Raw genomic sequence first — 24,751 nt, 5'->3', positions numbered from 1 at the left:
CTATGTCCACAAGGAGTTTTCATGACAGCCTACATGTACGAGACGATGTACATCCTACGCCCCGATCTCAACGACGAGGCGATTGATGCCACCATTGGCAAATATCAGACCATGCTGAAGGATCAGGGCGCTTCAATTCTAGAGACCCAGCACCGGGGCAAGCGCCGTCTGGCCTACGAGATTGATCGCCACCGCGAAGGGATCTATATCCAAATGAACTATACCGGGCCTGGGGGTGCGATCGCACCTCTAGAGCGGGCCATGCGCCTCAGCGACGAGGTAATTCGATTCTTGACGGTTAAGCAAGCATCTGACGAACCCCTCCCTGAAGAGGTCGAAGAGCCCGCTGAGGCCGTTGCCGCTGGTGCCGCTAGCGAAGAAGAGTAGTTTTAGAGCCTCCATAAGCAGCATCGTCCACAGGCCGCTGGCCAATCTCTGCCCCAGGGCAGAGATTGGCCAGCGGCTTTGGTTTGCGGGGCAGCCCTTTAAATTTCGGTGTGCCAACTTTTCAAGCAGGTGCTATAAATTAGCAGCAACTTAATCCAACCCTGCAAAAGTCTGGCTGTAATAGCCCAATTTTGTTTTGGCCACAGCCCATTGAACCCGTGCAGGTGGTGCAATTAGGCTTTGGTGCATCGAGTAGCAAGTTAGTCGTTTGGTGTGGGAGTACTCTTGTGGCGCAGTCTTCATATACTGATATGAACGAGCACCAGGCCGAAATTGCCCGGCTCGAATCTGAGCTGGCTATTCGTGACCAGCTGGTGCAGCAGCTTTCTCAGGAGCTGTTTCGCCTAGTGAAAGGTAACACTGGGTTTGTACCCAGCCCGGAGGTGTCTGAGCAGCACCAGGCGGAGCTAACCGCCCTGCGCGACCAGCTGCGGGGGGTTGAAAAACAGATCGATTTCTACCAGGGGCAGCTTGAAGAGCGCGACGGTGAAGTATTACAGCTGCGCCAAACCGTGCAGGAGCTGACCGATCGCACCCGCATGCTGGAGCAGGTCGTGCAAGAACTGCCGACGGTCTACCGGCAAAAGTTTGCCGAGCGCATGGCCGCCGTCAAACAGCGGGTGGCCGAAATTCAGCGCGAAAACCGTCAGCTTCAGGCTGAGCTGCAGAGCGTCAGCTATCGCCTGGCGATGCGCACCCGTCGCAGCCAGCGCCTAGAGCTGCCCACCCTAGAACAGGATGGCCTAGACGGCATCTCGCTACCCTCGTTCTAGAACAGATAGTTTGGACAGCGCCTCGTGGCGGGGTGCGCCCATCGTTAGACAGTGGGTATTGCAGCAGTGGCGTTGACAGCCGCTGCCCTATGGTGGCCCAACCTGATCAACCCTGGCCTTCTCGACAATGTAGGGTGACGGCACAGTCTGCAAGCTGCCGGTGTACACCAGCGATCGGTGCAGCATGGCGGCCACTTCGGCTCGGCTAGCGGGTCGGTTGGGGGCCAGGGTATTGATTTCGGGATAGTTGACCACCAACCCCGCATCTGTGGCCGCGACTAGCTGACGAATGGCCCAGATCGGCACCTGGTCTCGATCGACATAGGGAGCTAGGGCTTCGGTCGCCGCACGACTTGATTTCAGCGTCAGCCCATTGGCCAAGGCCACAATTACCTGAATCCGGCTGACGGTTTGGTCGGGTAGAAACGTTCCGTCAGGGTGGCCGCCAAGAAACCCCATACTTACTGTTTTTTGTACGCTCTTATAGGCCCAGTGGTCGAGCTTTACGTCTGGGTAGTTAACCAGGGCAGGGCGTAGGGAGCGATCGGGGGGGAAATCAAACAGATGGGTCAGTTGAGCAGCAAACTCGGCCCGCGTCATAGCAGCACCAGGGCGAAACGTGCCGTCGGGAAAGCCCGACACCAAATTTCGCTGGGCCAGGTCGGCCAGTAGGGGCCAGGCCCAGTGACTGGTATTGAGGTCGTCAAAGCTGGGCTCAGCTTGTACCACCGCCTCAGCAGGCCAGGCCTGCTGAGGCGGCAGGGGCTGGGGGATCACTGGAGGCGGCACTGTCAGCGTCGGTGGCTTGGCTTGGTGGCGGCGCAATAGTGCGCTAAGGCCCCGCGACGGGGCAGACCTGGTGGAAGGTATCAACGTGGCCCCGGCATCCACAGGTCGTTTGCTGGTGCACAGGAGCAGGGTGAGGCCAGCGGCAATCGCCGCTAGCCCGATGGGCACCAGCGGACGCCACCGAGGGCCGGGAGTTGACGAGGCCTGGGGCCACCGAGGCAAAGGACGGAAAAGCGGGGGCATTGGGGACAGATGGCGGCGGCTGCTACACTAAAGCGAGTGCTAAGTCACACTATGAACCGAACTTGCCCCCTATGATAGATGTTGCCTAGGGTTTGAGCCGCCTGGGGTTAAACATTAGCCTCCAGCTAGGCTAGCAGCGGCAGCGCTCTATCAAAGCTGCCAAAGCTGCTTTTCTGTCTCGGTTGAGTCATGCATCGGAATTTCGGAATATATGGTTAAGGGGAAACAAAAACGCCGGGGAGCCCTGGTTGCGATCGCCGCCGTCACCGCCCTAGCTGGTTTGGTGACAACCAGTACCGGTCAGCAGCCCCAGGGGGAAGCCCAGGCCATCCTGGCTAGGGCGTCCACGGTGCCCACCACTGCGAACCTGCCCTACTACCGGCCCCAGGCCAGTGCCGTACTCGACGGGGTGCTGGCTCCCCTGAGTTCTCTACGGGTGATGCAGCGGGCGATCGCCCTGGCCCCCGGAGTCGATGCCGATGCTGTGCCGACCCTGGCGCTGCTGGCGGCTCCTCTCAAAACCACTGGTTTAGGCCCCGTTCGTATCGGTATGGAGCTAGACGATCTGCGGGCGGAGGGGCTCACCCCAGTCCTCATCGAAGACGCCAGCAATGGCCAATGCCAGTACTACCGGATTAAAGACCATGGCGAACCTCTCGGGCTGATGGTCATAGAGGATCAGGTACTGCGGGTCGATATTTGGCCAGGCAGTCTGACGACTACCCGCAGCGGCATCCGGATTGGTTCGACCGAGCGAGATTTAGTGCGGGTCTACGGAGAGCAGCTAGAGGCGATCGCCAACCCGGTAACCCTCGGTAAAACCGTCATCTTTACCCCCCAAGACCCCGGCGAAGACGTCTATCGCCTAGTATTTGAAACTGACGACCAAGGCCGCGTCACCCAGTTTCGGGCGGGGCAGTTTCCGTCGGTGACCTGGGCTGAAGGGTGCCTGTAGTTTCGCGTTAGAACGTTCCAACGGCGAAACATTCTAACGTTTGGGTTTCCTTCCCATCGAGACCTATTCCAAGCACCGAATGGCTTCTAGCATGCCCCGAGCTTTGTTCAGGGTTTCTTGATACTCCATTTCGGGTATTGAGTCAGCTACCAGCCCGGCTCCGGCCTGCACCGCAACGCTGTGGCCGCCCTCGGGCAGCGATCGCACCACCATGGTGCGAATGGTAATGGCCGTGTTGAGCTGGCCCTCAAAGTCGTAGTAGCCGTAGACCCCCGAGTAGGGACCGCGCCGACAGGGCTCTAGGTCATGGATAATCTGCATGGCGCGAATTTTGGGCGCACCGCTCACAGTCCCCGCTGGAAAGCAGGCCTTGAGCAGATCCCAGGCGGTTTTGCTGGGGCTGAGGTGCCCCACCACGTTGCTGACGATGTGCATAACGTGGGAATAGCGCTCGATCACCATCAGTTCGTCAACCTGCACGGTGCCGCTGAGGCAGACGCGGCCCAGGTCATTGCGGCCCAGATCCACCAGCATGACGTGTTCGGCCCGCTCTTTGGGGTCAGCCAGCAGATCGTGTTCATAGGCGCTGTCTTCGGCGGCGGTCTTGCCCCGGGGACGGGTGCCGGCGATGGGGCGCACCGTGGCCACCTGGGGCTGGCTGGGGTCGTCGGCCAGGGTGGCTTTGACCATAACTTCGGGGCTGGAGCCAATTAGCTGCCAGTCGTAGAAGTTGAAGAAGCACATGTAGGGGGAGGGGTTGATCTGGCGCAGCGAGCGGTACAGATCAAAGGGGTTGCCGCCATAGGTGGTGTTCAGCCGCTGGGAAATCACCACCTGAAAAATATCTCCGGCCTGGATGTGGCCCTTGGCCCGTTCGACGCTGGCGCAGAATTCAGCCGGGGTGCGGTTGCTGGTGTAGTCTACCGGGGCGGCATCGCTGCGGGGCGGATGCCAGGGCAGGGTGGCCTGGGTCGGGGGCAATGGCAGGGTGAGCTTGTGAAGCAGCTGCTGGACGCGATCGCAGGCCGCCTCGTAGGCCTCCCGCACATCGGTACCGGGGTAGCGCAGGTCAGCGTAGGCCACCGCCCAGATCTTGCGCTGCACCTGGTCAAATATCAGCAGGCTGTCCACCTGCATCCACAGGCCGTCGGGGAGGTCGTCAGGGCTGAGGGGATAAACGGGCACCGTGGGTTCAACCCAGCGGATCAGCTCGTAGCCCCAGAAGCCAAACAGGCCGCCAATGCCGGGGGGCAGGGCGGGCAGCTTCACGGGCTGATAGGGGGCAAGGCAGTCGGCCAAGGTCTCAAAGGGATTGCCCTGGTGGTCAATAACGGTGCCGTCGCGGTGGGTTTGGGTAGCGCGATCGCCCCGGCTTTCCAGCACCCACAGCGGGTCGCAGCCCAAAAAGCTGTAGCGGCCCAGGCTTTCGCCGCCTTCCACCGATTCCAGCAAAAAACTGTAGGGCTGCCCGGCGCACACTTTATACCAGGCCGATACCGGCGTGTCGAGATCGGCCAGCCACTCCTGGTAGACCGGCACAAAATTGCCCTGGGTGGCGTAGGTTTGAAACTGCTCAAAGGCTGGAAAAATCATGGCACTTATTCTACAGCGCGATCGGGGCAGCGCAATGCTTCAAAGGCTGTCCGATAGGGCGATCGCCACCCCATGAAACAACCAGTCTAGATAGCAAAAGGGGCCTAGCCGCAGCTACGCCCCCTTACAACACAACAGTCACAGTCAAAACTCGGCAACAGTCGGCTCAGCAGACCGAGCCAAAAGGGCTTAGACCTCGTAAGTGGCCTTGCCGCTAAACTTGATGGTGGCCGGGTCGGGGTTGGCCCCGATGTTGCGACCGATGCTGCCCACGGCCCCACGGCCTTCGTTCACCTTCTCAGGGAAGACACCGTCTGCTGGGTGCAGATACTGGGTCTCACCACTGGGGAAGACGCGGTAAATCTTGTAGTCTTCAATTTTGGGCTTAAATTTGTTGCGCAGCTGTCTGCCGAGGGCCAGGCACTGCTCTTTACGGGCCAGGTAAAGGAGGTTTTCACCTTCGTTCATGAAGGCCGCGCCACCTGTGGGCATTTCAAAAACCTGCTTCTTGGGGCTAGTCCAGGTGATGGCATACTTTTCTTCAACCGAAGCCTTGGTGAGGAGACCGCCGGTGCTGCCTCCAAAAATAGGTGTTTGACCTGTCAGCGTTTCAGTCATGAAGTCCTATCTCTCAACCACTTAATGGGCGTTTGATGGGCATCGTATCATCGCGAGAGCAGGGGGTAATACCGATTGTTGAGGAAGTGTAACAGTTCTTCAGGTTGGATTGGGGTTTGTGACGAAGACGCGGATCCCTGGTGGGGCAGGTTGGCAAGTTAGAACGTTGGCAGGTTGGGAGGTGGACGGCTCGAACCTGCCAATGTTTAAACCTGCTAACCTGCTAACCCTCAACGCCCTCGCAGATTGCCGACCCCAGGGTTTTACGCCGACCATGCCTCTCGAAAATCCGCGTACAGAGTGAGCCCGCCATCGATATAGAGGGTTTGCCCGGTGATGTAGGCTGCTTCCTCGGAGGCCAAAAACGCTACGGCGGCGGCCATTTCTTCACTGGTGCCCGCTCGGCCCATGGGAATATGGCTCTCGACCTCGGCTTTTTTGGCGGGATCGTCGGTCCAGTCATCGTTGATGGGGGTGACGGTGGCTCCGGGGCCAATGCCGTTGACCCGAATGCCCTGGGCGGCATATTCCAAAGCCAGGGTGCGGGTCATGTTGCCCATGCCGCCTTTGCTGATGGAGTAGCTGAGGTACTGGGGCCGAGGGATGATTTCGTGCACGCTGGAGATATTGATGACGCTGCCGGGGCGATCGCTGGCCAGCAGGTGCTTGATGGTTTCGCGGGCGCAGAGGTAGGCCCCCCTCAGGTTGACCCCCAACACCCAGTCAAAGCTGTCGGCCTCGATCGCATCGGAGGGGCTTTCGGTCTGTACACCGGCATTGTTGATCAGAATATCGAGCTGGCCAAAGTGGTCGATGGACTGCCGCACCAGGGCGATCGCATCCGCCTCCTTCGACACATCGCCCTGGATCAATAACGCCTTAACGCCGCAGTTCTCTACGTCTGCACAGGCTTTCTCCATGGCCTGGCGGCGGGTGTCTTCGGCACCATCACTGTCGCTGCGGTAGTTGATGACAATGTTGCAGCCTTCCTCAGCCAGGCGAATGGCGATCGCCTGGCCAATGCCCGACGAGGCACCGGTAATCAGAGCGGTTTTGCCGACGAGTCCTTTCATGGGGTAGCTCCGGGAGATGGGTGAATGGGTTTCAACAGCGGGCTAGGGCGACGACTCTGCCAAGCTGCCCGACGGAGGCAAGGCCTCTCTACAATGAATGGGGTGAGCATACTAAAGGGCTGATTTTTGGTATATCCCCCTAGGAGGGTATATCCACTCCTTAGCATGGCTACTAAACATTAAGGAGTCGTTAACCATGTATGTACTGATTGGCGGCGCTGGCATGCTGGGCCTAGATCTGGCTAAAACCCTGCTGGGAGAGGGGCACACGGTGGCGGTGGTCGATACTGACCCCCTGGCCTGCCAGTACGCCCGCGAAAAGATTGGTGTGATGGCCTTTGAGGGCAGCGCCGTAAATACCACCACCCTGCTGGAGGCGGGCATTCGCAAGGCCGATGCCGTAATTGCGGCCCTGCCGGAGGACGCCCTCAACCTGGCGATCGTCACCCTGTCGAAGCACTATGGGGTGCCCCAGACGGTGGTGCGCATGAGCGATCGCGACTTTGCCGAGCCCTATCAATTGGCCGGGGCTACCCACACCATCAGCACCACCGAACTCACCATCAACCGCATTGTCAACGCCATCGAGTATCCCCAGGTGGAGGCCATGATGCACTTTGAGCAGGGCCAGGTGGAAGTGCTCAAGCTGCCCATTCCCCAGCAGTGCACGATCGTGGGGCGCACCGTGGCCGAAATTGCCCAAGATACTCGCTTTCCGGCGGGCACGCTGATCATCGGCTACCAGGCCCACCCCCACGAAGATTTGACCATCCCCAACGGCAGCACGGTGCTGGAAAGCGGCTCCACCATTCTGGCGGTGACTAAGCCTGGTCTAGTGCGCAAGATGCTCGATTTTATGGGGCTCTGTTCCTGAGGGCTGGGGTTAGCGGCGATATTTAGTCTTCCTTGCTACCGGGATGCCCTCAGGCGGATCATCCTTGGCAAATCTTGACGTATTTGGGCTAAACGCTGGGTACGGGCTTTAAGCACGCGCGCCGATGATAGCAGTGGAGCACACCGTACAGCAGCCCCCGCTGCAGGGTTATATCTATGAAAATTCAGCGAGTCTATTGTCCCCGCTGCGACGCTTGGTTTGAGTGGTTTGACGCCGATGTCGCCCCCGATGACATCGGCACATTAGTCGGCGGTCTGCTGGGGAGCATGGCAGCTCCGACGTTAGCCAGTAACGTGGGAATTGCCCTAGTCAGCGGCTTCCCTACTCTCTTGGGACTGGCGCTGGGTGGGGCACTAGGCCGTCTAGCCGGGCAGACTGTTCGGCCCGATGGGTCGCCCTGTCCCTGCTGCGACTCTGAAACTCACGGGCAGAGGCATGCCTCTGCCTCCCGGCCTGACGCCGAGACTGCATCCGAAGGGTGGCGGTGTCAGGCCGAAGGGTTTAGCAGCGGTCTGAGGTAGACCAACCCAGCCGCTCGCGAGCCGGAGAAGCTTTGGGGAGTTTTACCCTGGCGAAGCCCCCACAGCAGGTGAGAGGTAGAGCAGCCCAAAATGTCAAGATTCTGGCCTGACGAATCTTTTTTCATTTTTCGCTCTTCTATTTTCGCTCTTTAAGACTCAGTCATCTTTAAGGGAAAGCAGCTTTTCATTGAGAACCCTGACGTAAGCCTGGCTGGTCTCTTCGGAGAGCAGCCCCTTGCGCAGGGCATCGTTGACGGCCCCTTTTTCGGCCAGGTAGAGGCGGCGGCGCAGGCCGTCTAGGTGGCTTTGGTCTTCGAGGTGGGCGGCGTCATTGAGGGTGCGCTGGTTGTAGAAGTCGCGCAGGTCGCGATCGGCGCTGGCGATCTGGGCCTGGTAGGCGGCGAACAGCTCTTCGTAGAGGTTTTTGGGCAAGCTGCCCGATCGCAGCAGGGCGGCTAGCTCTTGCTGCCCCGCTTTAGCGGCAATCAGGTTGAGCTGCAGCGTCTCAAGGCGCTGCCGGGTGGCGGAGGGGGTCGAGAGCCGCAGCCGCTTGACCAGCCAGGGCAGGGTCAGCCCCTGGCCCACCAGCGACACCAGCACGGTGCTGAACACCAGGGCAACCACCTGCGATCGCCCCGGCAGATCGGCGGGCAAACTCAGCGCCAGGGCCATCGACAGCGATCCCTTGACGTTGCCCACAATCAGCACGTGCTGCCAGCGCAGGGGCAGGGGGCGATCGCAAAAGCCCAGCAGGTACAGCAGTGGGTAGGTGGTCAAAATCCGGCCAGTTTGGTAAGCCAGCACCGCAAACAGCGCCGCCGGAATGGTTTGCAGCAGCACCCCTGGATCCACCTCAATCCCCACCAGCAGAAAGATAAAGGTGTTCACCCCAAAGCCCGCATACTCCCAAAAATTGAGCAGCGTTACCTTGGTTGAGGCCGAGGTCTGGCGAAAGCCCAGTTCACCAATCACCAGCCCGGCAACCACGACGGCGATCGCACTCGACACCCCCAGCGCCTGGCCAATCTGAAACGTGCCCAGCGACACCGCCACCGTCAGCAAAATATTGCTGAGGGCATCGTCGAGCTGCTGAAACAGCCCCACGCACAGGTAGCCCAGGCCCAAGCCCAGGGCTCCGCCCCCCACAAAGGCAATCACTACCTGCTGTAGCCCCTGCCAGACCGTAAACGACCCCTGGAGATGAATGGTGGTGAGAATGCCCAACAGCACCAGGGCCGTGCCGTCATTAAACAGGCTCTCGCCCTCAACGATGGTGGCCAGCCGAGGAGGCACCGGCACCGTTCTAAAGGCCGCAATCACCGAAACCGTATCGGTAATGGTCAAAATCACGCCGATGGCGGCGGCGGTAATCGTCGCCAGCCCCAGCCCCCACTGCAGCAGCGCCGCGGTAATTATGGCCGCCAGCACCACCCCTGGCCCCGCAATCAGGGCAATCGGCTTAATCGTGCTGCGCAACCGGCTAATGTCGGTGTTGATAGCGGCCTCAAAGATCAAAATCGGCAGAAATAGGTTCAGAATCACCTCGGCGTTGAGACCCACCGACCCCGGCAGCAGCGATTTAGTAATCGTCAGCCCCGCCAAAACTAGCCCCACCACGTAGGGAATCCGCAGCCGCCGAGTAATCAGGGCAACCCCGGTCGCCACGAGCAGCAGCACAATCAGGGCGTTGACTAATCCAGTGACATCGCCAGTGGTATCCGCCAGTGCCTCCGCCCCCGGTGGCGCTTGGGCCAGCCACACACCCATCGCTAACGTTGTATCCATGGGGTCAAGCACCCGCAAAACGCCAAAACTCTTCCTCATACTAGGGCTCATCCTAGGGGGTAAGCCCCTGCGCCGTACCACGCAAACAAAAATTGCGCAGGGCTCGCTCAACTCGGCCCAGGCCGTAAGATAGGCCCTAATGGGGAGGCCTACCGAAGGGGGTGTTCCCTATTCGTGTGGTCGCTGGTTACACTGGGTCTAGATAGCTGTCATCGGGCTGGGGTGTTAGATTTGCCGGGGCAGACTGTTATTGTCAAGTCGTCTGGGGGTTTTGGAGTTTTGCAGATGAGCGACCAAAATTCGTACGAACTGCTGGGGCTAACTGAAGCCTCGACTTTTGAAGAAATTCAGGCGGCCCGCGATCGCCTAGTCGATCAGTATGTCGAAGAGCCAAAACAGCAGGCCGCCGTCGAAGCCGCCTACGACGCCATTTTGATGGAGCGCCTCCGCCTCCGCCAAGAGGGCAAAATTAAGGTGCCCGATCGCATTCGCTTTGCCGAAAACGTCCCCGAACCCCCGCCCCTTGCCAAAGCCTCATCCTCCCTTCCCCGCCCCGACTGGCTCAACGGCCTGGTCGATACCCCCAGCCGCGACGATATTCTTTGGCCTGCCGTGACCTACGCGGGGCTGGCTCTGCTCGGTTTTGCTGCGCCCTCGCTGTCCCTGGCGGTGGCCATCGGGGCCGCCATCTACTTTCTCAACCGCAAAGAAAATAAATTCTGGCGATCGGTGCTGCTCACCATTGGCGGTCTGGCCGCCGGTCTAGCCCTCGGTTTGACCGTAGGGCAGCTGCTCATTCCCCAGGGGGCGCAGTTCGCCTGGGCCACCCCCGATGCGATCGCAGCGGCGGTCACCTGCCTGGCGTTGTGGACGGTCAGCAGCTTTCTGCGCTAACAGCCGCGTTGGTTAGAGCATTAAGAAACCCTCAAAACGTTCAAATGTCTGAGCGTTCAAACGTTTCCTAGGCGAGGCTGCCCCGCTTCATCTGCTCCCGCTCAATCGCTTCAAACAGCGCCTGAAAATTGCGCTCTCCAAACCCCTGGGCCTGGGCCAGATCGCCATTGACCCGCACCACCTGCCGCTGAATCAGCTCAAAAAAGACGGTGGGAATGCTCAAAAAGGGTTGGGTAAAGGTTTGCAGCAGCCGAGCCTGGGGCAGGTGGGGATCCCAATCGACTAAAATTTGCAGCCGGGCAACGGCGGCTTCGCGCTGGCTGAGCCACTCCGACGGCAGATCGCCCTGGGCTTGATAGCCAGGACGCTGCCCCAGGGCTTCGTAATAGCTCTGGGGCACCGGCAAAAAGCTCACTCCCCCGCGGCGCAACTGCTCCACCGTATGGACAATATCCTCGGTGTGGAGCGCCACATGCTGAATACCGCCCCCCCGGTTGTAGTCGAGAAATTCCTGCACCTGGGAATTGTCCGTGGCGGGTTCGTTGATGGGGAGCTGGGCGCTGCCTTTGGGATGGGCCAAAACCTGGCTCCGCAGGCCCGATCGCGAGGTGTCAATGGTAAACCGCTGCCGGGGCTGAAAACCCAGCTGGCTAGCGTACCAATCCACCGCCTGGGACAGTTCTCCCGTGGGCACGTTGACGACGGCATGGTCAATCGCCGTTACTAAACTGTTTGGGATAGCTGACTGTTTTACAGGGCTGGGAGCGATGCCAGGCACCCAACGCTCTCCCTGCCATGACTCTATAAGGGTGTGGCTCAGCGAACCCCATCCCTGAATTTGGCCCCAGCGCCCTCGGCCCCAGGCATCGGGTTGCATGGGCTGCACCACCTGGCCTCCGGCCGCTACCACCCGATGCAGGGTGGTCTCTAGATCGGCCACCCGCAGGGCAATATCGCCAATGCCTGACGGATGCCGTTGCAGGTACGGGGCCACAGTTGCGGGCTCGGCCACAATCAGCAGCGGCACCTGCCCCAGATAAACCAGAGCTCTGTAAGCCAACTGCTCTGGGGCTGGGCTTGGCGCAGGCCCAGCCCAAACACCCCCCCAGGCATGGACAAACCAGTCGCGCCAGGGGGCCACCTCATCCACGTAAAAACTCAGATGGTTGAACTCCATAGGGCAAGGTTACTGTGGGTATCTCGCTGTTATTGGAGCACAAACCTACCCCTCCAAGGCCTCCCTATGAGAATATTTTCGTTTAGACACTTAGCAAATTGCTGTTTTTAAAGCCTTTTCTACAGCTTCGAGGGCCTGATCTCAAACCGTATTGTCTCCGGCCTAATTCTCTTAGTCCGACTGGCAAAAGCCCCAGGTAGGCAACGGCTTTTCCATCTACCCACCCACCAATTCACCCAGCCGCATTGCCCGCGATCGCGACCACCTGATCTTGGTTCTCGGCGGTGTAGCTGTTGGGAGGGTAGCGATCGAGGTGGCGAAACAGGGCAATGGGCTTTTGCACGCGGCAGGTGTAAAACTCGACAATAATCTCGGCATCCTGACGGAGCACCACTTTGGGAGAGAAGTCTTCGGGAATTTTGGTGCGCCACTGCCACGGAATTTGCTGGGGAGGAGCTGCCACAAAGCGGTGATGCACCCAGCGGGCGTAGCGGTTGAAGCGGCCAAATTCCCTGACTTCCCGAGTAAAAATTGAGGCGGCGAGAAAGGACGCCAGCGAGCCGTCGCCGTCAATACCGGCCATCAGGTTGGGCAAGGCTCCCATCGGTCTAGGCACCTGGTCGGGGGCTGTGACTTTGCTAATCGCCTGGTCGAGGTATTCGGTGGTGCTGAGCAGGCCGGGTAAGGCAACGGTAGAACCCATGCCGCCGTTGGCATCTTGGCGCAGGTAGGTCACCAGGCGCAGGCCAGGGCGCATCCACAGGCCGGGCAGCTTGGCTAGAGCCTCGGCGGGGTCAAGGGTGCTGACAAACCAGCGCCCCTCGGCATTGGGGGCGGGGATGTTGTCTTCGGGCATATCCCCGACCCGAAACAGGTCGCCTAGGGCGTTGAGCGAGTCGGGTAGGGGGCTGTCATCTTCCGTTTCCCCAAGAACTTGGCCCGGCTGCTGTTCATGGGGAGGTAGCACCAGAGTTTCGCGAATAAACTGGCTAACTTTTTGAACTGTAGCTAGGGGATATCTTTGAAACGACATGGATCACCGGAACGGTGGCTAGGGAGGCGGCGGTAGCACTGGCTTGAACACTGCACCGTTAATACAGTAAGGATGCCCTGAGAATACCCTCTACCCCCAACCCTGCCTGGCTAGCCTATATCGTCGGAAATATTTCTACACCTGTTTCTACACCTGAAATAGGGGTTTGGGTACCTCAACCCAGGCATTCTGACGGTGGGACTGATGGGCTAAATCCATCAGGTGCTGCGATCGCACTCCATCCCAAATCGACGGCTCGGTGGCCTGGCCGCGATCGATATCGTTGACCCAGTGGTTGATGACGCGCACAAAGGGGGCAATGCGGCCATCGCTGTAGGTGGTGGGAAACTGGAGGCGATCGGGAATTGGCAGTTCTGCCAGGGCTGCACCGCCTTTGCTGCCCCAGAGCTTGAAGCCGTGGACGTAGTCGGTGAGGTTGTCGCTGCCCAGGGCCAGGGTGCCGTCGTCGCCGTAGACCTCGACCCAGTGCCCTCGCCCAGCGTAGGTAACGGAGCTAATTGCCACCTGGCAGGGGGCACCGTTGGCCAAATCGAGCATCACACTACAGGTGTCGTCGGCATCCACTGGCTGGAGTTTTCCAGAGGGGTCGGGCCGCTGGGGAATGGCGGTGCTGAGGCGGGCGCACAGCCGCTCGCTGGGGCCAAACAGCCAAGTAATGTAGTCAAAGCTGTGGGAGGCAAAGGCTCCCAGGGCACCGCCTCCCTGATCTTGGCGGGAATACCAGTTCCAGGGGCGACTGGGGTCGGCCCTGCCCGGCACCGTCCAGGTGATGTTGACGAAGCGCAGGTTGCCGACGTAGCCCTCGGCCAGCAGTTCGGCTAGCCGCTGCCAGGCGGGCACAAAGCGAAATTCAAAGTCCATGGTGGCGATGAGGTGGCGATCGCGCGCCAGTGCGGCGATCGCCTCGGCCTCAGCCCCAGAGAGCGCCGTGGGCTTCTCCAGCAGCAGATGCTTACCAGCTTCGAGCACGACCTTGGCCTGGGAATAGTGCAGAAAGGGCGGCGTGGCGATGGTCACCGCCTGCACCTCGGGCAGGGACACGATCGCCTCCACACTGTCGCAGGCGTGGGGAATGCCGTGATCGGCGGCGATCGCCTTGGCCTTGGCCAGATCGCGGTGGTACACCGCCACCACTTCGGTGCGATGGTGGGCCTGCAACCCCGGTATGTGAACCTTCTGGCCAAAGCCTGTGCCCACCACCGCCACCTGAATCGGAGTTTCTGCCATAGCGACCTCATCCATGCCCTTAATCAATGAAGCGGGCGGGCTAGATAGCCAGTGCCCTACCCCAGAGTAAGGGGCGAGCTGCGATCGCTACAATTAAACTGAGCAGTTTAGTCTTGGCCAAAATCCAACAAGTCTCTATAAAGTTTTTATGCAGGTTCCCTTGATTGGTAAGGTGCGTCGTCCGCTGGTTTGGCTGTTAGCCGGGCTGACAGCAGCAGCCGTGGTGGCGGGCTCGGTGGGGTTTGGGGTCTGGCGCAGCCGCCAGACGGCCTACGATGTCGATGCCTTTACCACCCCGGCGGCGATCGAGCCCTTGACGGTGCGGGTGGCGGCCAGCGGCAACGTTAGACCGGTACAGACGGTGAACCTCAGCCCCGAGAACGCCGGAATTTTAGAAGAACTCTTTGTGGAACAGGGCGATCGCGTCGAGCCGGGGCAAATCATCGCCCGCATGAAAAACCGCGACACCGCAGCCCAGGTGACACAAAACCAGGCCGCCGTGGCTGAGGCCGAGGCCGCTTTGGCCGAACTGCGCCAGGGCAGCCGCCCCGACGAAATTACCCAGGCCGAGGCGACCGTGGAGGCCAATCGCGCCCAGGTGCGCGACGCCCAGGCCCGCTTAGATCTGGCCACCAGCGATCTGGCCCGCCGCCAGCAGCTGTTTGACCGGGGAGCGGTAGCAGCGACCGATCTCGACACCGCCGCCCGCGAGCAGCGCAGCGCCCAGGCGGCCCTAGAGCAGGCCCAGGCCCGCGTTACCGAGTCGCTGCGGCGGGTGGATGACCTGCGCAGTGGGCCGCGCCAGGAGGCGATCGCCCAGGCCGAAGCCCGCCTAGCCCAGGCCCGTGCCCAGCTCGACGGTGCCCAGATCCGCCAGGATGAAACCCTTATTCGTGCTCCATTTGGCGGCATTGTCACCCAAAAGTTTGCCACGGAGGGCGCGTTTGTCACCCCCACCACCTCGGCCTCTGAGCTGTCGTCGGCCACCTCTACGGCGATCGTAGCTCTGGCTGAAGATCTAGAGGTGCTGGCCGAGGTGCCCGAGGCCGATATTGCCCTGATCGAGCCCGGGCAGGCGGTGGAAGTGGTGGCCGATGCCTTTCCCGATCAGACCTTTGCGGGCCGGGTCAAGCTGGTGGCCCCCGAGGCGATCGAGCGCCAGAGCGTCACCCTGTTTCAGGTGCGGATTGAGCTGATCGACGGCAAAGACATTCTGCGATCGAACATGAATGTCAATGTGAATTTTGTTGGCGATCAGCTGGCCGATGCCCTGGTGGTGCCGACGGTAGCGGTGGTGACCCAGGCTGGGGAGAGCGGCGTGCTGGTGCCCGGTGAGAACCGCGATATCGTGTTTCAGCCGGTGACCCTCGGCCCCCAGGTGGGCAACCAAATTCAAATTGTGGATGGTATTGAGGCGGGCGATCGCGTCTTTGTCGATCTACCCCCCGGCAAATCCCTCGAAAACATCACCGTGCGCCAAGATCGCTAAAATCGTTGTACCAGCCCGATACCCTGGACTCGCCATGACTCCTCAGGCCGCTGATTCTACAACCCAGGTGAATACCCCATCCCTGTACGACACAGACTTTTTGCTGTGGATAGAGAATACCGTTGCTTGTTTACAAGCTCGCAAGTTTGAAAATCTTGACCTTGAAAATTTGATTGAGGAGATTGATAGCTTGGGTAGAAGCGACAAACGTGCCGTTTCCAGCTATTTAATGCGACTGTGTGAGCATTTGCTAAAGATGGCATTCTGGGATTCGGAGCGAGCCAACTGCTTTAGGGGTTGGGACTCAGAGATCGCTAATTTTCGCGCTCAGGTTCAAGAGCAGCTTGACACTAGCCCCAGCCTCAGGCCATGGCTGGAGAAGGATTTTCTGAAGCAGTACAAGCTAGGTCGGAAACTATTTCTAAAATCCAGCGGCTTGGCAGCAGATGTTGTGCCTGAAAATCCTTTTTTCTCCCTAGATCAAGCCCTCGAAGAGGATTGGCTACCACCCCTTAACTCTCTAGAGTAATTTTGAATGAACCTGCAAGAAAGCCTGTCGATGGCCACCAAAACCCTGGCGGCCAACCGCCTTCGCAGCGCCCTGACAATGCTGGGCATTATCATTGGCAATGCCTCGGTGATTACCATGGTGGGCCTGGGGGAAGGGGCGCAGCGGTATGTTAATGCCCAGCTCGAAACCCTAGGGCCTAATGTGCTGTTTATTGTGCCGGGCAGTCAAGAAACTCGACAGCTGGGCTCGTTAGAAATTCCCCGCACCCTGGTACTGGCGGATGCGGAGGCGATCGCCGAGCAGGTGCCTTCGGTCAGTGCGGTAGCGGCTGAGTCGAGCGGTCGCCAGCTCGTCACCTTTCGCAACCGCAACGCCAACATCAATGTGGTGGGCATTACCCCAGACTTTCTCACGGTGCGCAGCTTTGAAGTGGCGCGGGGGCGCTTTATTAGCGATTTAGACCTAACCCGGAGTGCTCAGGTCGCTGTGATTGGGGAAACCCTGCGGGAGCGGCTGTTTGATGAAGAATCGGCCCTGGGGCAGCAGATTCGGGTGGGGGGCATTAACTTTGACATCGTCGGCGTGCTGGAGAAAAAAGGCTCTAACCTGGGCCTCGACTACGACGACGCGGTGATGGTGCCGCTGACCACCAAAGCTAGCCGCCTGGCCGGCAGCGAGCGATCGCCCTACGGCATTGAGGTCTCGTTCATCACCGTGTCGGCCCGCGATCGCCCCAGCATGGCCACCGCCGAATTTCAGATCACCAACCTGCTGCGCCTGCGCCACAACATCCGCGACGAAGATGACTTCTACATCAGCAGCCAAGACTCGCTGCTCACCATTGCCAACACGATTACCGGGGCGCTGACCCTGATGTTGGCGGCGATCGCCGGTATTTCTCTCTTTGTTGGCGGCATCGGCATTATGAATATCATGCTGGTGTCGGTGCGCGAGCGCACCCAGGAGATCGGGTTGAGGAAGGCAATCGGAGCTTCCCAGGGCGACATCTTGGGCCAGTTCTTAATTGAAGCCATTATTCTATCGATTGCCGGAGGCATGATTGGCACCGCCGTGGGGGTGAGCGGCATTTTGCTGATTGGGGTGCTGACTCCCTTTGAAGCCGGAATTTCGGCAGGGGCAATTCTGCTGACGGTGACTGTTTCTGGCGGCATTGGCCTGTTCTTTGGCGTGTTTCCGGCACGTCAGGCGGCTAAACTGGATCCAATTGTGGCCTTGAGAACGGCGTAGTGGGGGAGTGCCCCTGCGGATAACGATATGGCGTTTGAACTCGATCACCTGTTTATTTGCACTGCTCCCAACGCCCCTGCCGCTGAACAGCTGCTCCAGTTTGGGTTAGTGGAGGGCAGAGCCAACGTGCATGCCGGTCAAGGCACGGCTAACCGCTGCTTTTTCTTCCATAACTTGATGTTGGAGCTGCTGTGGGTTCACAATGCTGCCGAAGCCCAGTCTGACGTTACCCGACCCACTTATCTATGGGAGCGCTGGGCTGGGCGATCGCAGGATACCTGTCCGTTTGGGGTGTGCTTGCGCCCCATTGAAGGTCAAGTTCATGAAGTTCTGCCCTTCCCCAGTTGGGACTATCAGCCGATTTACTTGCCCCCTGGCGTGGCAATACCCATAGCAACCAATGTGTCAGTTCTCACGGAGCCGATGCTGTTTTATCTGCCCTTTGCCAAGCGACAGGATAGCTACACTGAAGCCAAGGCCCAACCCCTGGAGCATGCCTTTGGGTTACGCGAGGTGACTCGGATTAGTTTCACCTTGACCCAAGCGCCGCCGCGATCGGCAGAATTAGAGGCGATCGCGGCCACCAACTTAATCGCCATCCAAACCGGCCCCGCCTATCTACTGGAACTCGGCTTTGATGGCGAGACCCAGGCCCAGCACCACGACTTTCGCCCCGCCCTACCGCTGATAGTCCACTGGTAAAAGCATGAACCTTCGTACCGCCATTGAAGCCGATTTACCGGCCCTGGCAACGCTATTTCGAGAAACGGTGCTAGTTAACGGCCCGCAGCACTACAGCCCGGCCCAAGTCGAGGCCTGGGCCGCTGTCGATGCCGCCAGCCCCCGGTTTCACCAGTTGATTTTGGCCGTAACCACCTACGTGGCCGAGGATGATACCGCCATCCTCGGCTTTGCGGGGATAGGCGACGACGGCTATGTGGCGTCTACCTACGTGCGCCACGACTGTCTGCACCGGGGCGTGGGCTCGCTGCTGATGCAGGCGGTGCTGGCCCACGCTCAAGAGAAGCAAATCCAGCGCCTCTACGCCGAGGCCAGCGAGTTTAGCCTGGGGCTGTTCCAAAAATTTGGCTTCAGTCAGTACGACACCGAAGTGGTCGATCGCAGCGGTGTGCAGTTCACCCGCTACTTGGTAGAGCGGGTTTTGGTCGAAACCCCGTAGGAGCACAGCATGCTGTGCCCTTACGGTCATTTTCTGGCAACGCCATCGACGCGGGCGGCATGCTTGACCGCCGAGGCAACAGCAGCGGCAACCCGTTCATCGAATACCGAGGGGATAATGTGCTCGCGATCGAGCTCGTGGGGGCTGACCAGGGCCGCGATCGCATAGGCCGCCTCCAAATACATCGACGGCGTAATCTCCTGGGCGCGACAGTCGAGCGCTCCCCGCAGCACCCCTGGGAAGGCCAGCACGTTGTTGATCTGGTTGGGGTAGTCGCTGCGGCCCGTGGCCATTACCGCCACTTTACCCATCACCAGCTCAGGCTGAATTTCGGGAATGGGGTTGGCCATGGCAAACACGATCGGGTCTGCCGCCATCGACGCCACCATCTCCACCGACACAACCCCCGGCGCGCTGACGCCTAAAAAGATGTCGACCCCCACCATGGCGTCGGCCAGGGTGCCTGAGGCTTCCACGGCAAATTCCTGCTTCTGAGCGTTCAGGTCATCGCGGCTCAGGGCGAGAATGCCTTTGGAATCGCACAGCACAATGGCGGTGGCGCCGGCCTTTTGGAGGAGTTTGGCGATCGCCACCCCCGCCGCCCCGGCTCCGTTGATCACCACTTTGACCTGAGTGAGGGATTTGTTCACCAGCTTGAGGGCATTGACCAGCGCCGCCAGGGTGACAATGGCGGTGCCGTGCTGGTCGTCGTGGAAGACGGGAATATCTAGCTCCTGGCGGAGGCGAGCCTCAATCTCAAAGCAGCGGGGGGCGCTGATATCCTCCAGGTTGACGCCGCCAAAGACGGGAGCGAGCTGCTTGACGGCGGTCACAATGGCGTCGGTGTCCTGAGTATTTAGACAGATCGGGAAGGCATCTAGCCCGGCGAATTTCTTGAACAGCAGCGCCTTGCCTTCCATCACCGGCAGGGCGGCTTCGGGGCCGAGGTTGCCCAGCCCCAGCACGGCGCTGCCGTCGGTGACAATCGCCACCGTATTGCCCTTGATGGTGAGGTCGTAGACGCGATCGGGGTGCTCGGCGATTTCGAGGCAGACCCGCCCGACGCCGGGGGTGTAGGCCATGGCCAGGTCATCCTGGTTGTGCAGCTCCAGTTTGCTCTCCACGCTGATCTTGCCGCCCTCGTGGAGCTGGAAGGTGCGATCGCAGATCTCCAGAATCTCTACCGCCTCGACGGTTTTGACCGCCGCAATGATGTCTTCCACATGGGCCTCGCTAGAGGCATCGACGTGCAGCACCCGCACCATGTCGTAGCGGCTGCGGCTCAGCAGCTCAAAGTCCCCCAGGTTGCCCCCGGCCTCGGCAATGGCCTGGGTAACGCGCGCCAGCATGCCGGTTTTATTGGGCAGCTTGAGCCGCAGACTGAGACTGTAACTGGGGTTGGGGGTAAGAGTTGCCATGCCAAAACCTTTGGGCGATCGCCAGCGAAACAAAAATGCTGTCCTGAGGGAATATTAAGACCAGCTCCCTAGTTTAGGCGACTAAGTCTCTCCCGTCGTGTCTCCCAGTGTGTGTGAAGATAGCAGTAGCGTCTGTTACCTATGCACGGTTTCTGGCGCACGGTTCCTGGCTACCCCCCTCACCGCCATGCCCAGTCTCTATAGTGAAGTCACCATCAACGCCCCCCGGTTTGCCGTCTGGGATGCCCTCGTCCGCAAAGAAGAGTGGCACCGTTGGAACACCTTTCTCTACGACTGCGACCCCAACCGGCCCATCCGCCCCGGCGGCGAAATCTTCCTCGCCCTGCGCCGCCTTGAGGGCGAAGACGAAACCGAGTTTCAACCCCGCATCGTCGTAGTGCAGCCCAACCACTGCCTGCGGTGGATTTCTAAAGGCCCCGGCTTTAAGAGCGAGCATGTGTTTGAACTGGAGGATGTTGGCCCCAACCGCACCAAATACATCCACCAGGAGCGCATCTCTGGCCTGCTCTCCCAGGTGTTTCTACCCTTCATTCGCCGCGACGAGAAGGAGGGCATTCGCCGGATGGGCCGACAGATTAAGCGTTACGTAGAGCACCACTACCGGCGGCAGTGGTGACGGGAAATGGGGGCTAAAGTTTTCTAGCGCTCCACCACCCATCACGACCGGGACTTTATTTTCACATCAGGCTCTAGATAGCCTCTAAGAAGACGCTAAAGGCTTGGAGTTTAGCTTGAAGGCACCTCGATTCGATCGGACGGGGCGATCGCTGCGCTGGGGATGGGGTTCGCCCACCAGAATAACCGAGCCAGTCAGCTGATCGACCAAGGATGTGGTTCGTGAACCCACGGTGAGCCCATTGCCAACTCGACGGCGCTGTAGCCGCAGCATCACCACGTCATATTGCGACGCTGTTTTGACAATGGTAGACACCACGTTGTCCCCTGCGACCAGGCGAATATCGATGTCGATATCTGAGGCAGGAAACCGGTTAACCAATAGCTCTAGCTGTTTGGTCAACCGGCTGCGCTGGAGCTCTGAAGCTCGAGAACTGTGCACATGCAGCAGCGTAATTTTGGCCTGGTAGGTGCTAGCCAGCACTTGAGCAAAGCGCAGAGTGCGCAGGTTAGCCGGGGAGGGGTTCTCAATGGGCAGCAGAATGGTTTTGCAGGTCGTGGGCGAATCGAGCAGACGGGCCACCACCACCGGACAGTGGGCTGACCACAAAATATTGTCTTGAATGTTGCTGAATAGTCGGGCACCAAGCCGCGATCGCCGCCCCATGCCCAGCAAAATCAGGTTGGCATTTTCCTCCCGGCTGAGGTGAGAAATCCCCTGGGCCACGTTGTAGTCAATTCTCAACCGGGGGTTAATTTCGGCTTCTAGGGTGGCGCTAATGGCCTCGGCAGCTTCTAACCGCTGGCGGCTGTGGGTCATGGCCCTGGCCAGCTGCGGCGAATCCATTTGGGGCTGAGCCAGGGCCACCACCAGGGGAATAACCCGCCCGTTTTCATGGCGGGCCACTGCCGCCGCCAGCTCAAGCAACCACTGTTCGGTGTTGGGGTTATAGACCGGCACCACCACCGTAAACGACTCTGGAATATCACTCGGCAGGGGCAGCCAGTCAAGTACTTCGGTTTCGGTTAGGTCGTCTACTACAATAAGGTGTTTGCCGGCTCTGGTGGTGACCAGCGGGCCTAAAATAGCCGTCACCAGCATCAGCAAAATAACGCTGTTAAACACTTGTGAGTTAATGATTTCGGCTTCGTAGCCCACCAGTGCCGCCGCCAGAGTCGCCGCCACCTGGGGAATGGAGAGTGACCACATCGTCCAGGTCTCAGGCCAGCTGTAGCCGTAGAGCATGCGAGCCCCCAAGGAAGCCAGACCCTTGGTGAGCAGCAGCATGCCAACGATGATTAAGGGTAATTCAATTGATCGCAAAATGTCGCCAAAGGCGTTTAAATCAAGCAGCAGCCCCATGGCCACAAAAAACATGGGAATAAATAAAACGCTGCCCAAAAATTCTGTTTTTTCTTTGACCGGGCCATCGCCAATCACGCTGTTGATGGCCAGCCCCGCCAGAAAGGCACCAATAATGTTTTCTACCCCAATTAGCTGTGCCCCCAGGGCGCAGAGAAACACCGAAAGCATCACAAATAGAAACTGATTGCCCTCGTCTTTTCCGGTTTTGCTGAAGAACAGCTTGCTGAGCTGTTTGAGACCCACTAAGACTGCGATCGTGTACAGACTTAGCGACCCCAATAACGTAGCCAAATTAAGCGCTGAAAAGTCTCCCTGATTGATGCCTAGGCAGATGGCTAGCACCAGCAGCGACCCAATATCGGTGAAGATTGTAGCCCCAACAGTGACCGTCACCGCTTCATTATTTACGATGCCAAACCGCTGCACAATCGGATAGGCCAGCAGCGTGTGAGAGGCCAGCAGCGAGCCAATTAACACCGCCGCCAGCCAGCCAAAGCCAAAGAACAGCCCAACCGCAATACCACCTAACATTGGGATGGCAAAGGTCAGCGCCCCGAAGCTGAGGGAGCGATCGCGCGTTTTTTCAAATAGGGCCATGTCGATTTCAAGACCGGCCACAAACATCAAATAGATTTTGCCAATTTCTGAAAACAGCTTCATGATGTCCGTGTCAGCGCTGAGCCACCCCAGACCGCTGCTGCCAAATAACACCCCAGCCATCAATAGGCCGATCAATCCGGGTAGCCTAAACCGCTCAAAGATGGGCGGTGTGATTAACACAATCGCCAGCAACAGCACAAACGTTGTAATCGGTTCTTTTAACGTTTCTGAAACCGGTTCCACCAAAAAGAGAAACATAATGCCGCCCCTAGCATAAAGAGAGCCAGGGCATTAAATGCCTGGCTGTGGGTGTTGCTTAAATAATTAATTGACATTGATTAAGTCTGTTTACTAAGAGTCGTACTCCTAGGCCAAATCTGTCTCTCTATCCAAAGAAAGAATTTTACGTTGTGCCCAACTGCCAACACAAAAGCCGCCCTGAATTTCAGAGCGGCTTTTGTGTTGATGCGTGGCTACCAGCGGATTTATATAGGTTATAACCCCAGGGGATACTCCCTACATCACCCGACTGCTAAAACCTTGGCTTAGTAATCGAAGTCGCCGCCCATGCCAGCGCCAGCGGGAGCGCCTTCTTTAGGTTCGGGCAGGTCGACCACGATGCACTCGGTGGTCAGCACCATACCGGCGATGGAGGCCGCGTTCTGCAGGGCAGAGCGGGTCACCTTGGCGGGGTCAACAATACCAGCGTCAAACATGTCAACGAACTCACCGTTGGCAGCATTGTAGCCGACGTTGAAGTCCTTCTCTTTGACGCGCTCGGCGATCACGGCACCGTTTTGGCCAGCGTTCTGAGCAATCCGCATTAGAGGTGCGGCCAGGGCACGAGCTACGATCGCAGCTCCAGTGTGCTCTTCAGCGGTGAGGTTGGCTTCGAGCCACTCGGTCAGGGCTGGTACTAGGTGAGCCAGGGTGGTACCGCCGCCGGGGACGATGCCTTCTTCAACCGCTGCTTTGGTGGCGTTGATGGCGTCTTCGAGGCGCAGCTTGCGGTCCTTCATCTCGGTCTCGGTGGCGGCACCGACCTTGATTACAGCCACACCGCCGGAGAGCTTAGCCAGGCGCTCTTGCAGCTTCTCTTTGTCGTAGGTGGACTCGGTTTCGTCGATCTGGCGACGGATTTGCTCACAGCGAGCCTTGACATCCTTCTCGTTGCCTTCGGCGACGATGGTGGTGGTGTCTTTGGTGATGGTGAGGCGGCGGGCCTGACCCAGCATATCGAGCTTGGTGTTGTCGAGCTTGAGGCCGGTGTCTTCGGAGATCACTTGACCGCCAGTGAGGACGGCGATGTCTTCGAGCATGGCCTTGCGGCGATCGCCGAACCCAGGAGCCTTAACGGCAGCCACGTTTAGCACGCCGCGCAGACGGTTGACCACCAGGGTAGCCAGGGCTTCTTTCTCAATGTCTTCGGCGATGATGATCAGGGGACGACCGGAGCGAGCCACCTGCTCCAGCACGGGCACGAGATCCTGTACCAGGGCAATTTTCTTGTCGGTGATCAGAATGTAGGGCTCATCGAGCACCGCTTCCATGCGCTCGGTGTCGGTGACGAAGTAAGGGGAGACATAGCCCTTGTCAAAGCGCATGCCCTCAGTGACCTCCAGTTCGGTGGTCATCGACTTGCCTTCTTCCAGGGAGATGACGCCTTCGCGGCCCACTTTCTCCATGGCTTCGGCGATCATGGCACCCACTTCTTCGTCGTTACCGGCGGAGATGGAACCCACCTGAGCGATCGACTTAGAGTCGCCGACGGGGCGGGCGTGCTCAGCAATTTTTTCGACCAGGAAGGCGGTGGCTTTGTCGATGCCGCGCTTCAGCGAAATCGCGTTAGCGCCAGCGGCGACGTTGCGCAGACCTTCTTTGACCATGGCGTGGGCCAAGACGGTGGCGGTGGTGGTACCGTCGCCAGCGGCGTCGTTGGTTTTAGAAGCGGCTTGGCGAATCAGGGCGACGCCGGTGTTCTCGATGTTGTCTTCGAGTTCAATTTCTTTGGCGATGGTGACGCCGTCATTGACGATTTGGGGTGCGCCAAATTTCTTTTCGAGCACCACGTTGCGGCCTTTGGGGCCGAGGGTAACGGCCACGGCCTCGGTCAGAATATCCATACCCTTTTCGAGGGCGCGACGGGCGTTTTCGTTGTAAACAATGCGCTTAGCCATAAAGTCAGTTTTCTCCGAAAGAAGAATATGAGGTGAACGTTAGCTAGAAGACGGTGGGAAGAAGATTTAGGCGTTTGAGTAG

General features: G+C 59.1%; 23 protein-coding genes. 12 read left to right on the top strand and 11 right to left on the bottom strand.

What is annotated here, in order from left to right; genetic code table 11:
* Positions 1–21: 21 nt before the first annotated feature.
* Positions 22–387 carry a 30S ribosomal protein S6 gene (gene rpsF / locus VB780_RS10435; protein ID WP_323351082.1) on the top strand — a complete coding sequence of 122 codons (366 nt, stop codon included), beginning with the start codon at positions 22–24 and terminating at the stop codon, positions 385–387.
* A 287-nt stretch (positions 388–674) separates the two neighbouring features.
* Positions 675–1,220 (top strand): Npun_F5560 family protein, encoded by a 546-nt coding sequence (locus VB780_RS10430; RefSeq protein WP_323351081.1) that lies wholly within the window; start codon positions 675–677, stop codon positions 1,218–1,220.
* 87 nt (positions 1,221–1,307) lie between these two features.
* On the opposite strand, the gene VB780_RS10425 is transcribed toward VB780_RS10430, so the two are convergent.
* On the bottom strand, positions 1,308–2,252 hold the full coding sequence (locus tag VB780_RS10425) for an S-layer homology domain-containing protein (protein ID WP_323351080.1): 945 nt from the start codon (positions 2,250–2,252) through the stop codon (positions 1,308–1,310).
* A 211-nt stretch (positions 2,253–2,463) separates the two neighbouring features.
* Here VB780_RS10425 and VB780_RS10420 point away from each other — a divergent pair, with 211 nt between their 5' ends.
* On the top strand, positions 2,464–3,207 hold the full coding sequence (locus VB780_RS10420; protein WP_323351079.1) for a hypothetical protein: 744 nt from the start codon (positions 2,464–2,466) through the stop codon (positions 3,205–3,207).
* A 63-nt stretch (positions 3,208–3,270) separates the two neighbouring features.
* On the opposite strand, the gene VB780_RS10415 is transcribed toward VB780_RS10420, so the two are convergent.
* From VB780_RS10415 to VB780_RS10405, 3 genes are all read right to left on the bottom strand, one after another.
* Positions 3,271–4,800 (bottom strand): anthranilate synthase component I family protein, encoded by a 1,530-nt coding sequence (locus VB780_RS10415; RefSeq protein ID WP_323351078.1) that lies wholly within the window; start codon positions 4,798–4,800, stop codon positions 3,271–3,273.
* A 189-nt stretch (positions 4,801–4,989) separates the two neighbouring features.
* A complete protein-coding gene (locus tag VB780_RS10410; protein ID WP_323351077.1) occupies positions 4,990–5,418 on the bottom strand; it encodes a photosystem I reaction center subunit II PsaD in 429 nt (142 codons plus the stop codon).
* Between the two features lie 263 nt (positions 5,419–5,681).
* Positions 5,682–6,491, bottom strand: coding sequence for a glucose 1-dehydrogenase (locus VB780_RS10405; RefSeq protein WP_323351076.1), 810 nt, complete (start codon positions 6,489–6,491; stop codon positions 5,682–5,684).
* 196 nt (positions 6,492–6,687) lie between these two features.
* Between VB780_RS10405 and VB780_RS10400 the strand changes: the two genes are divergently transcribed.
* The gene (locus VB780_RS10400) at positions 6,688–7,365 is read left to right on the top strand and encodes a TrkA family potassium uptake protein (RefSeq protein ID WP_323351075.1); all 678 of its coding nucleotides are present in this window, start codon (positions 6,688–6,690) and stop codon (positions 7,363–7,365) included.
* Positions 7,366–7,541: 176 nt separating this feature from the next.
* On the top strand, positions 7,542–7,907 hold the full coding sequence (locus VB780_RS10395; RefSeq protein WP_323351074.1) for a hypothetical protein: 366 nt from the start codon (positions 7,542–7,544) through the stop codon (positions 7,905–7,907).
* Positions 7,908–8,063: 156 nt separating this feature from the next.
* Here VB780_RS10395 and VB780_RS10390 read toward each other — a convergent pair whose 3' ends face one another.
* Positions 8,064–9,692, bottom strand: coding sequence for a sodium:proton antiporter (locus VB780_RS10390; RefSeq protein ID WP_323351073.1), 1,629 nt, complete (start codon positions 9,690–9,692; stop codon positions 8,064–8,066).
* Between the two features lie 285 nt (positions 9,693–9,977).
* Between VB780_RS10390 and VB780_RS10385 the strand changes: the two genes are divergently transcribed.
* The gene (locus VB780_RS10385) at positions 9,978–10,586 is read left to right on the top strand and encodes a CPP1-like family protein (RefSeq protein WP_323351072.1); all 609 of its coding nucleotides are present in this window, start codon (positions 9,978–9,980) and stop codon (positions 10,584–10,586) included.
* A 67-nt stretch (positions 10,587–10,653) separates the two neighbouring features.
* Here VB780_RS10385 and VB780_RS10380 read toward each other — a convergent pair whose 3' ends face one another.
* The 3 genes from VB780_RS10380 to VB780_RS10370 all read right to left on the bottom strand — a co-directional run bounded on the left by VB780_RS10380 (position 10,654) and on the right by VB780_RS10370 (position 14,044).
* Positions 10,654–11,763 carry a 4-hydroxyphenylpyruvate dioxygenase family protein gene (locus VB780_RS10380; RefSeq protein ID WP_323351071.1) on the bottom strand — a complete coding sequence of 370 codons (1,110 nt, stop codon included), beginning with the start codon at positions 11,761–11,763 and terminating at the stop codon, positions 10,654–10,656.
* Between the two features lie 232 nt (positions 11,764–11,995).
* Positions 11,996–12,796 (bottom strand): hypothetical protein, encoded by an 801-nt coding sequence (locus VB780_RS10375; RefSeq protein ID WP_323351070.1) that lies wholly within the window; start codon positions 12,794–12,796, stop codon positions 11,996–11,998.
* Positions 12,797–12,943: 147 nt separating this feature from the next.
* Positions 12,944–14,044: a Gfo/Idh/MocA family oxidoreductase gene (locus VB780_RS10370; protein WP_323351069.1), complete on the bottom strand. Its 1,101-nt coding sequence runs from the start codon at positions 14,042–14,044 to the stop codon at positions 12,944–12,946.
* Between the two features lie 148 nt (positions 14,045–14,192).
* Between VB780_RS10370 and VB780_RS10365 the strand changes: the two genes are divergently transcribed.
* From VB780_RS10365 to VB780_RS10345, 5 genes are read left to right on the top strand one after another with little or no spacing between them, the layout of a single operon-like run.
* On the top strand, positions 14,193–15,533 hold the full coding sequence (locus VB780_RS10365) for an efflux RND transporter periplasmic adaptor subunit (protein WP_323351068.1): 1,341 nt from the start codon (positions 14,193–14,195) through the stop codon (positions 15,531–15,533).
* 34 nt (positions 15,534–15,567) lie between these two features.
* On the top strand, positions 15,568–16,062 hold the full coding sequence (locus VB780_RS10360) for a DUF29 domain-containing protein (protein ID WP_323351067.1): 495 nt from the start codon (positions 15,568–15,570) through the stop codon (positions 16,060–16,062).
* Between the two features lie 6 nt (positions 16,063–16,068).
* Positions 16,069–17,292, top strand: coding sequence for an ABC transporter permease (locus VB780_RS10355; RefSeq protein ID WP_323351066.1), 1,224 nt, complete (start codon positions 16,069–16,071; stop codon positions 17,290–17,292).
* Positions 17,293–17,319: 27 nt separating this feature from the next.
* A complete protein-coding gene (locus VB780_RS10350) occupies positions 17,320–17,994 on the top strand; it encodes a hypothetical protein (RefSeq protein ID WP_323351065.1) in 675 nt (224 codons plus the stop codon).
* A 4-nt stretch (positions 17,995–17,998) separates the two neighbouring features.
* The gene (locus VB780_RS10345) at positions 17,999–18,472 is read left to right on the top strand and encodes a GNAT family N-acetyltransferase (protein ID WP_323351064.1); all 474 of its coding nucleotides are present in this window, start codon (positions 17,999–18,001) and stop codon (positions 18,470–18,472) included.
* Positions 18,473–18,498: 26 nt separating this feature from the next.
* Here the strand turns inward: VB780_RS10345 and VB780_RS10340 are convergent, their stop codons facing one another.
* Entirely contained in the window at positions 18,499–19,890 is a 1,392-nt protein-coding gene (locus VB780_RS10340; protein WP_323351063.1) for an NAD-dependent malic enzyme, read from the bottom strand.
* A 187-nt stretch (positions 19,891–20,077) separates the two neighbouring features.
* Here VB780_RS10340 and VB780_RS10335 point away from each other — a divergent pair, with 187 nt between their 5' ends.
* Entirely contained in the window at positions 20,078–20,527 is a 450-nt protein-coding gene (locus VB780_RS10335; RefSeq protein ID WP_323351062.1) for an SRPBCC domain-containing protein, read from the top strand.
* Positions 20,528–20,611: 84 nt separating this feature from the next.
* Here the strand turns inward: VB780_RS10335 and VB780_RS10330 are convergent, their stop codons facing one another.
* Both VB780_RS10330 and groL read right to left on the bottom strand, forming a co-directional pair.
* Entirely contained in the window at positions 20,612–22,750 is a 2,139-nt protein-coding gene (locus VB780_RS10330; protein WP_323351061.1) for a cation:proton antiporter, read from the bottom strand.
* 287 nt (positions 22,751–23,037) lie between these two features.
* A complete protein-coding gene (gene groL / locus VB780_RS10325) occupies positions 23,038–24,669 on the bottom strand; it encodes a chaperonin GroEL (RefSeq protein ID WP_323351060.1) in 1,632 nt (543 codons plus the stop codon).
* Positions 24,670–24,751: the final 82 nt, after the last annotated feature.

The organism is Leptolyngbya sp. CCNP1308 (assembly GCF_034932455.1).
Taxonomy (GTDB): domain Bacteria; phylum Cyanobacteriota; class Cyanobacteriia; order Phormidesmidales; family Phormidesmidaceae; genus Nodosilinea.
The sequence above is the reverse complement of the archived record's forward strand: the minus strand, read 5'-3'. Positions and strand labels throughout refer to the sequence as shown.

What these genes read in the sequence shown, in the direction of transcription:
- rpsF (WP_323351082.1), top strand. Translation starts at nt 22, where the DNA reads ATGACAGCCTACATGTACGAGACGATGTACATCCTACGCCCCGATCTC.
- VB780_RS10425 (WP_323351080.1), bottom strand. Translation starts at nt 2,252, where the DNA reads ATGCCCCCGCTTTTCCGTCCTTTGCCTCGGTGGCCCCAGGCCTCGTCA.
- VB780_RS10420 (WP_323351079.1), top strand. Translation starts at nt 2,464, where the DNA reads ATGGTTAAGGGGAAACAAAAACGCCGGGGAGCCCTGGTTGCGATCGCC.
- VB780_RS10415 (WP_323351078.1), bottom strand. Translation starts at nt 4,800, where the DNA reads ATGATTTTTCCAGCCTTTGAGCAGTTTCAAACCTACGCCACCCAGGGC.
- VB780_RS10410 (WP_323351077.1), bottom strand. Translation starts at nt 5,418, where the DNA reads ATGACTGAAACGCTGACAGGTCAAACACCTATTTTTGGAGGCAGCACC.
- VB780_RS10405 (WP_323351076.1), bottom strand. Translation starts at nt 6,491, where the DNA reads ATGAAAGGACTCGTCGGCAAAACCGCTCTGATTACCGGTGCCTCGTCG.
- VB780_RS10400 (WP_323351075.1), top strand. Translation starts at nt 6,688, where the DNA reads ATGTATGTACTGATTGGCGGCGCTGGCATGCTGGGCCTAGATCTGGCT.
- VB780_RS10395 (WP_323351074.1), top strand. Translation starts at nt 7,542, where the DNA reads ATGAAAATTCAGCGAGTCTATTGTCCCCGCTGCGACGCTTGGTTTGAG.
- VB780_RS10390 (WP_323351073.1), bottom strand. Translation starts at nt 9,692, where the DNA reads ATGGATACAACGTTAGCGATGGGTGTGTGGCTGGCCCAAGCGCCACCG.
- VB780_RS10385 (WP_323351072.1), top strand. Translation starts at nt 9,978, where the DNA reads ATGAGCGACCAAAATTCGTACGAACTGCTGGGGCTAACTGAAGCCTCG.
- VB780_RS10380 (WP_323351071.1), bottom strand. Translation starts at nt 11,763, where the DNA reads ATGGAGTTCAACCATCTGAGTTTTTACGTGGATGAGGTGGCCCCCTGG.
- VB780_RS10375 (WP_323351070.1), bottom strand. Translation starts at nt 12,796, where the DNA reads ATGTCGTTTCAAAGATATCCCCTAGCTACAGTTCAAAAAGTTAGCCAG.
- VB780_RS10370 (WP_323351069.1), bottom strand. Translation starts at nt 14,044, where the DNA reads ATGGCAGAAACTCCGATTCAGGTGGCGGTGGTGGGCACAGGCTTTGGC.
- VB780_RS10365 (WP_323351068.1), top strand. Translation starts at nt 14,193, where the DNA reads ATGCAGGTTCCCTTGATTGGTAAGGTGCGTCGTCCGCTGGTTTGGCTG.
- VB780_RS10360 (WP_323351067.1), top strand. Translation starts at nt 15,568, where the DNA reads ATGACTCCTCAGGCCGCTGATTCTACAACCCAGGTGAATACCCCATCC.
- VB780_RS10355 (WP_323351066.1), top strand. Translation starts at nt 16,069, where the DNA reads ATGAACCTGCAAGAAAGCCTGTCGATGGCCACCAAAACCCTGGCGGCC.
- VB780_RS10350 (WP_323351065.1), top strand. Translation starts at nt 17,320, where the DNA reads ATGGCGTTTGAACTCGATCACCTGTTTATTTGCACTGCTCCCAACGCC.
- VB780_RS10345 (WP_323351064.1), top strand. Translation starts at nt 17,999, where the DNA reads ATGAACCTTCGTACCGCCATTGAAGCCGATTTACCGGCCCTGGCAACG.
- VB780_RS10340 (WP_323351063.1), bottom strand. Translation starts at nt 19,890, where the DNA reads ATGGCAACTCTTACCCCCAACCCCAGTTACAGTCTCAGTCTGCGGCTC.
- VB780_RS10335 (WP_323351062.1), top strand. Translation starts at nt 20,078, where the DNA reads ATGCCCAGTCTCTATAGTGAAGTCACCATCAACGCCCCCCGGTTTGCC.
- VB780_RS10330 (WP_323351061.1), bottom strand. Translation starts at nt 22,750, where the DNA reads ATGTTTCTCTTTTTGGTGGAACCGGTTTCAGAAACGTTAAAAGAACCG.
- groL (WP_323351060.1), bottom strand. Translation starts at nt 24,669, where the DNA reads ATGGCTAAGCGCATTGTTTACAACGAAAACGCCCGTCGCGCCCTCGAA.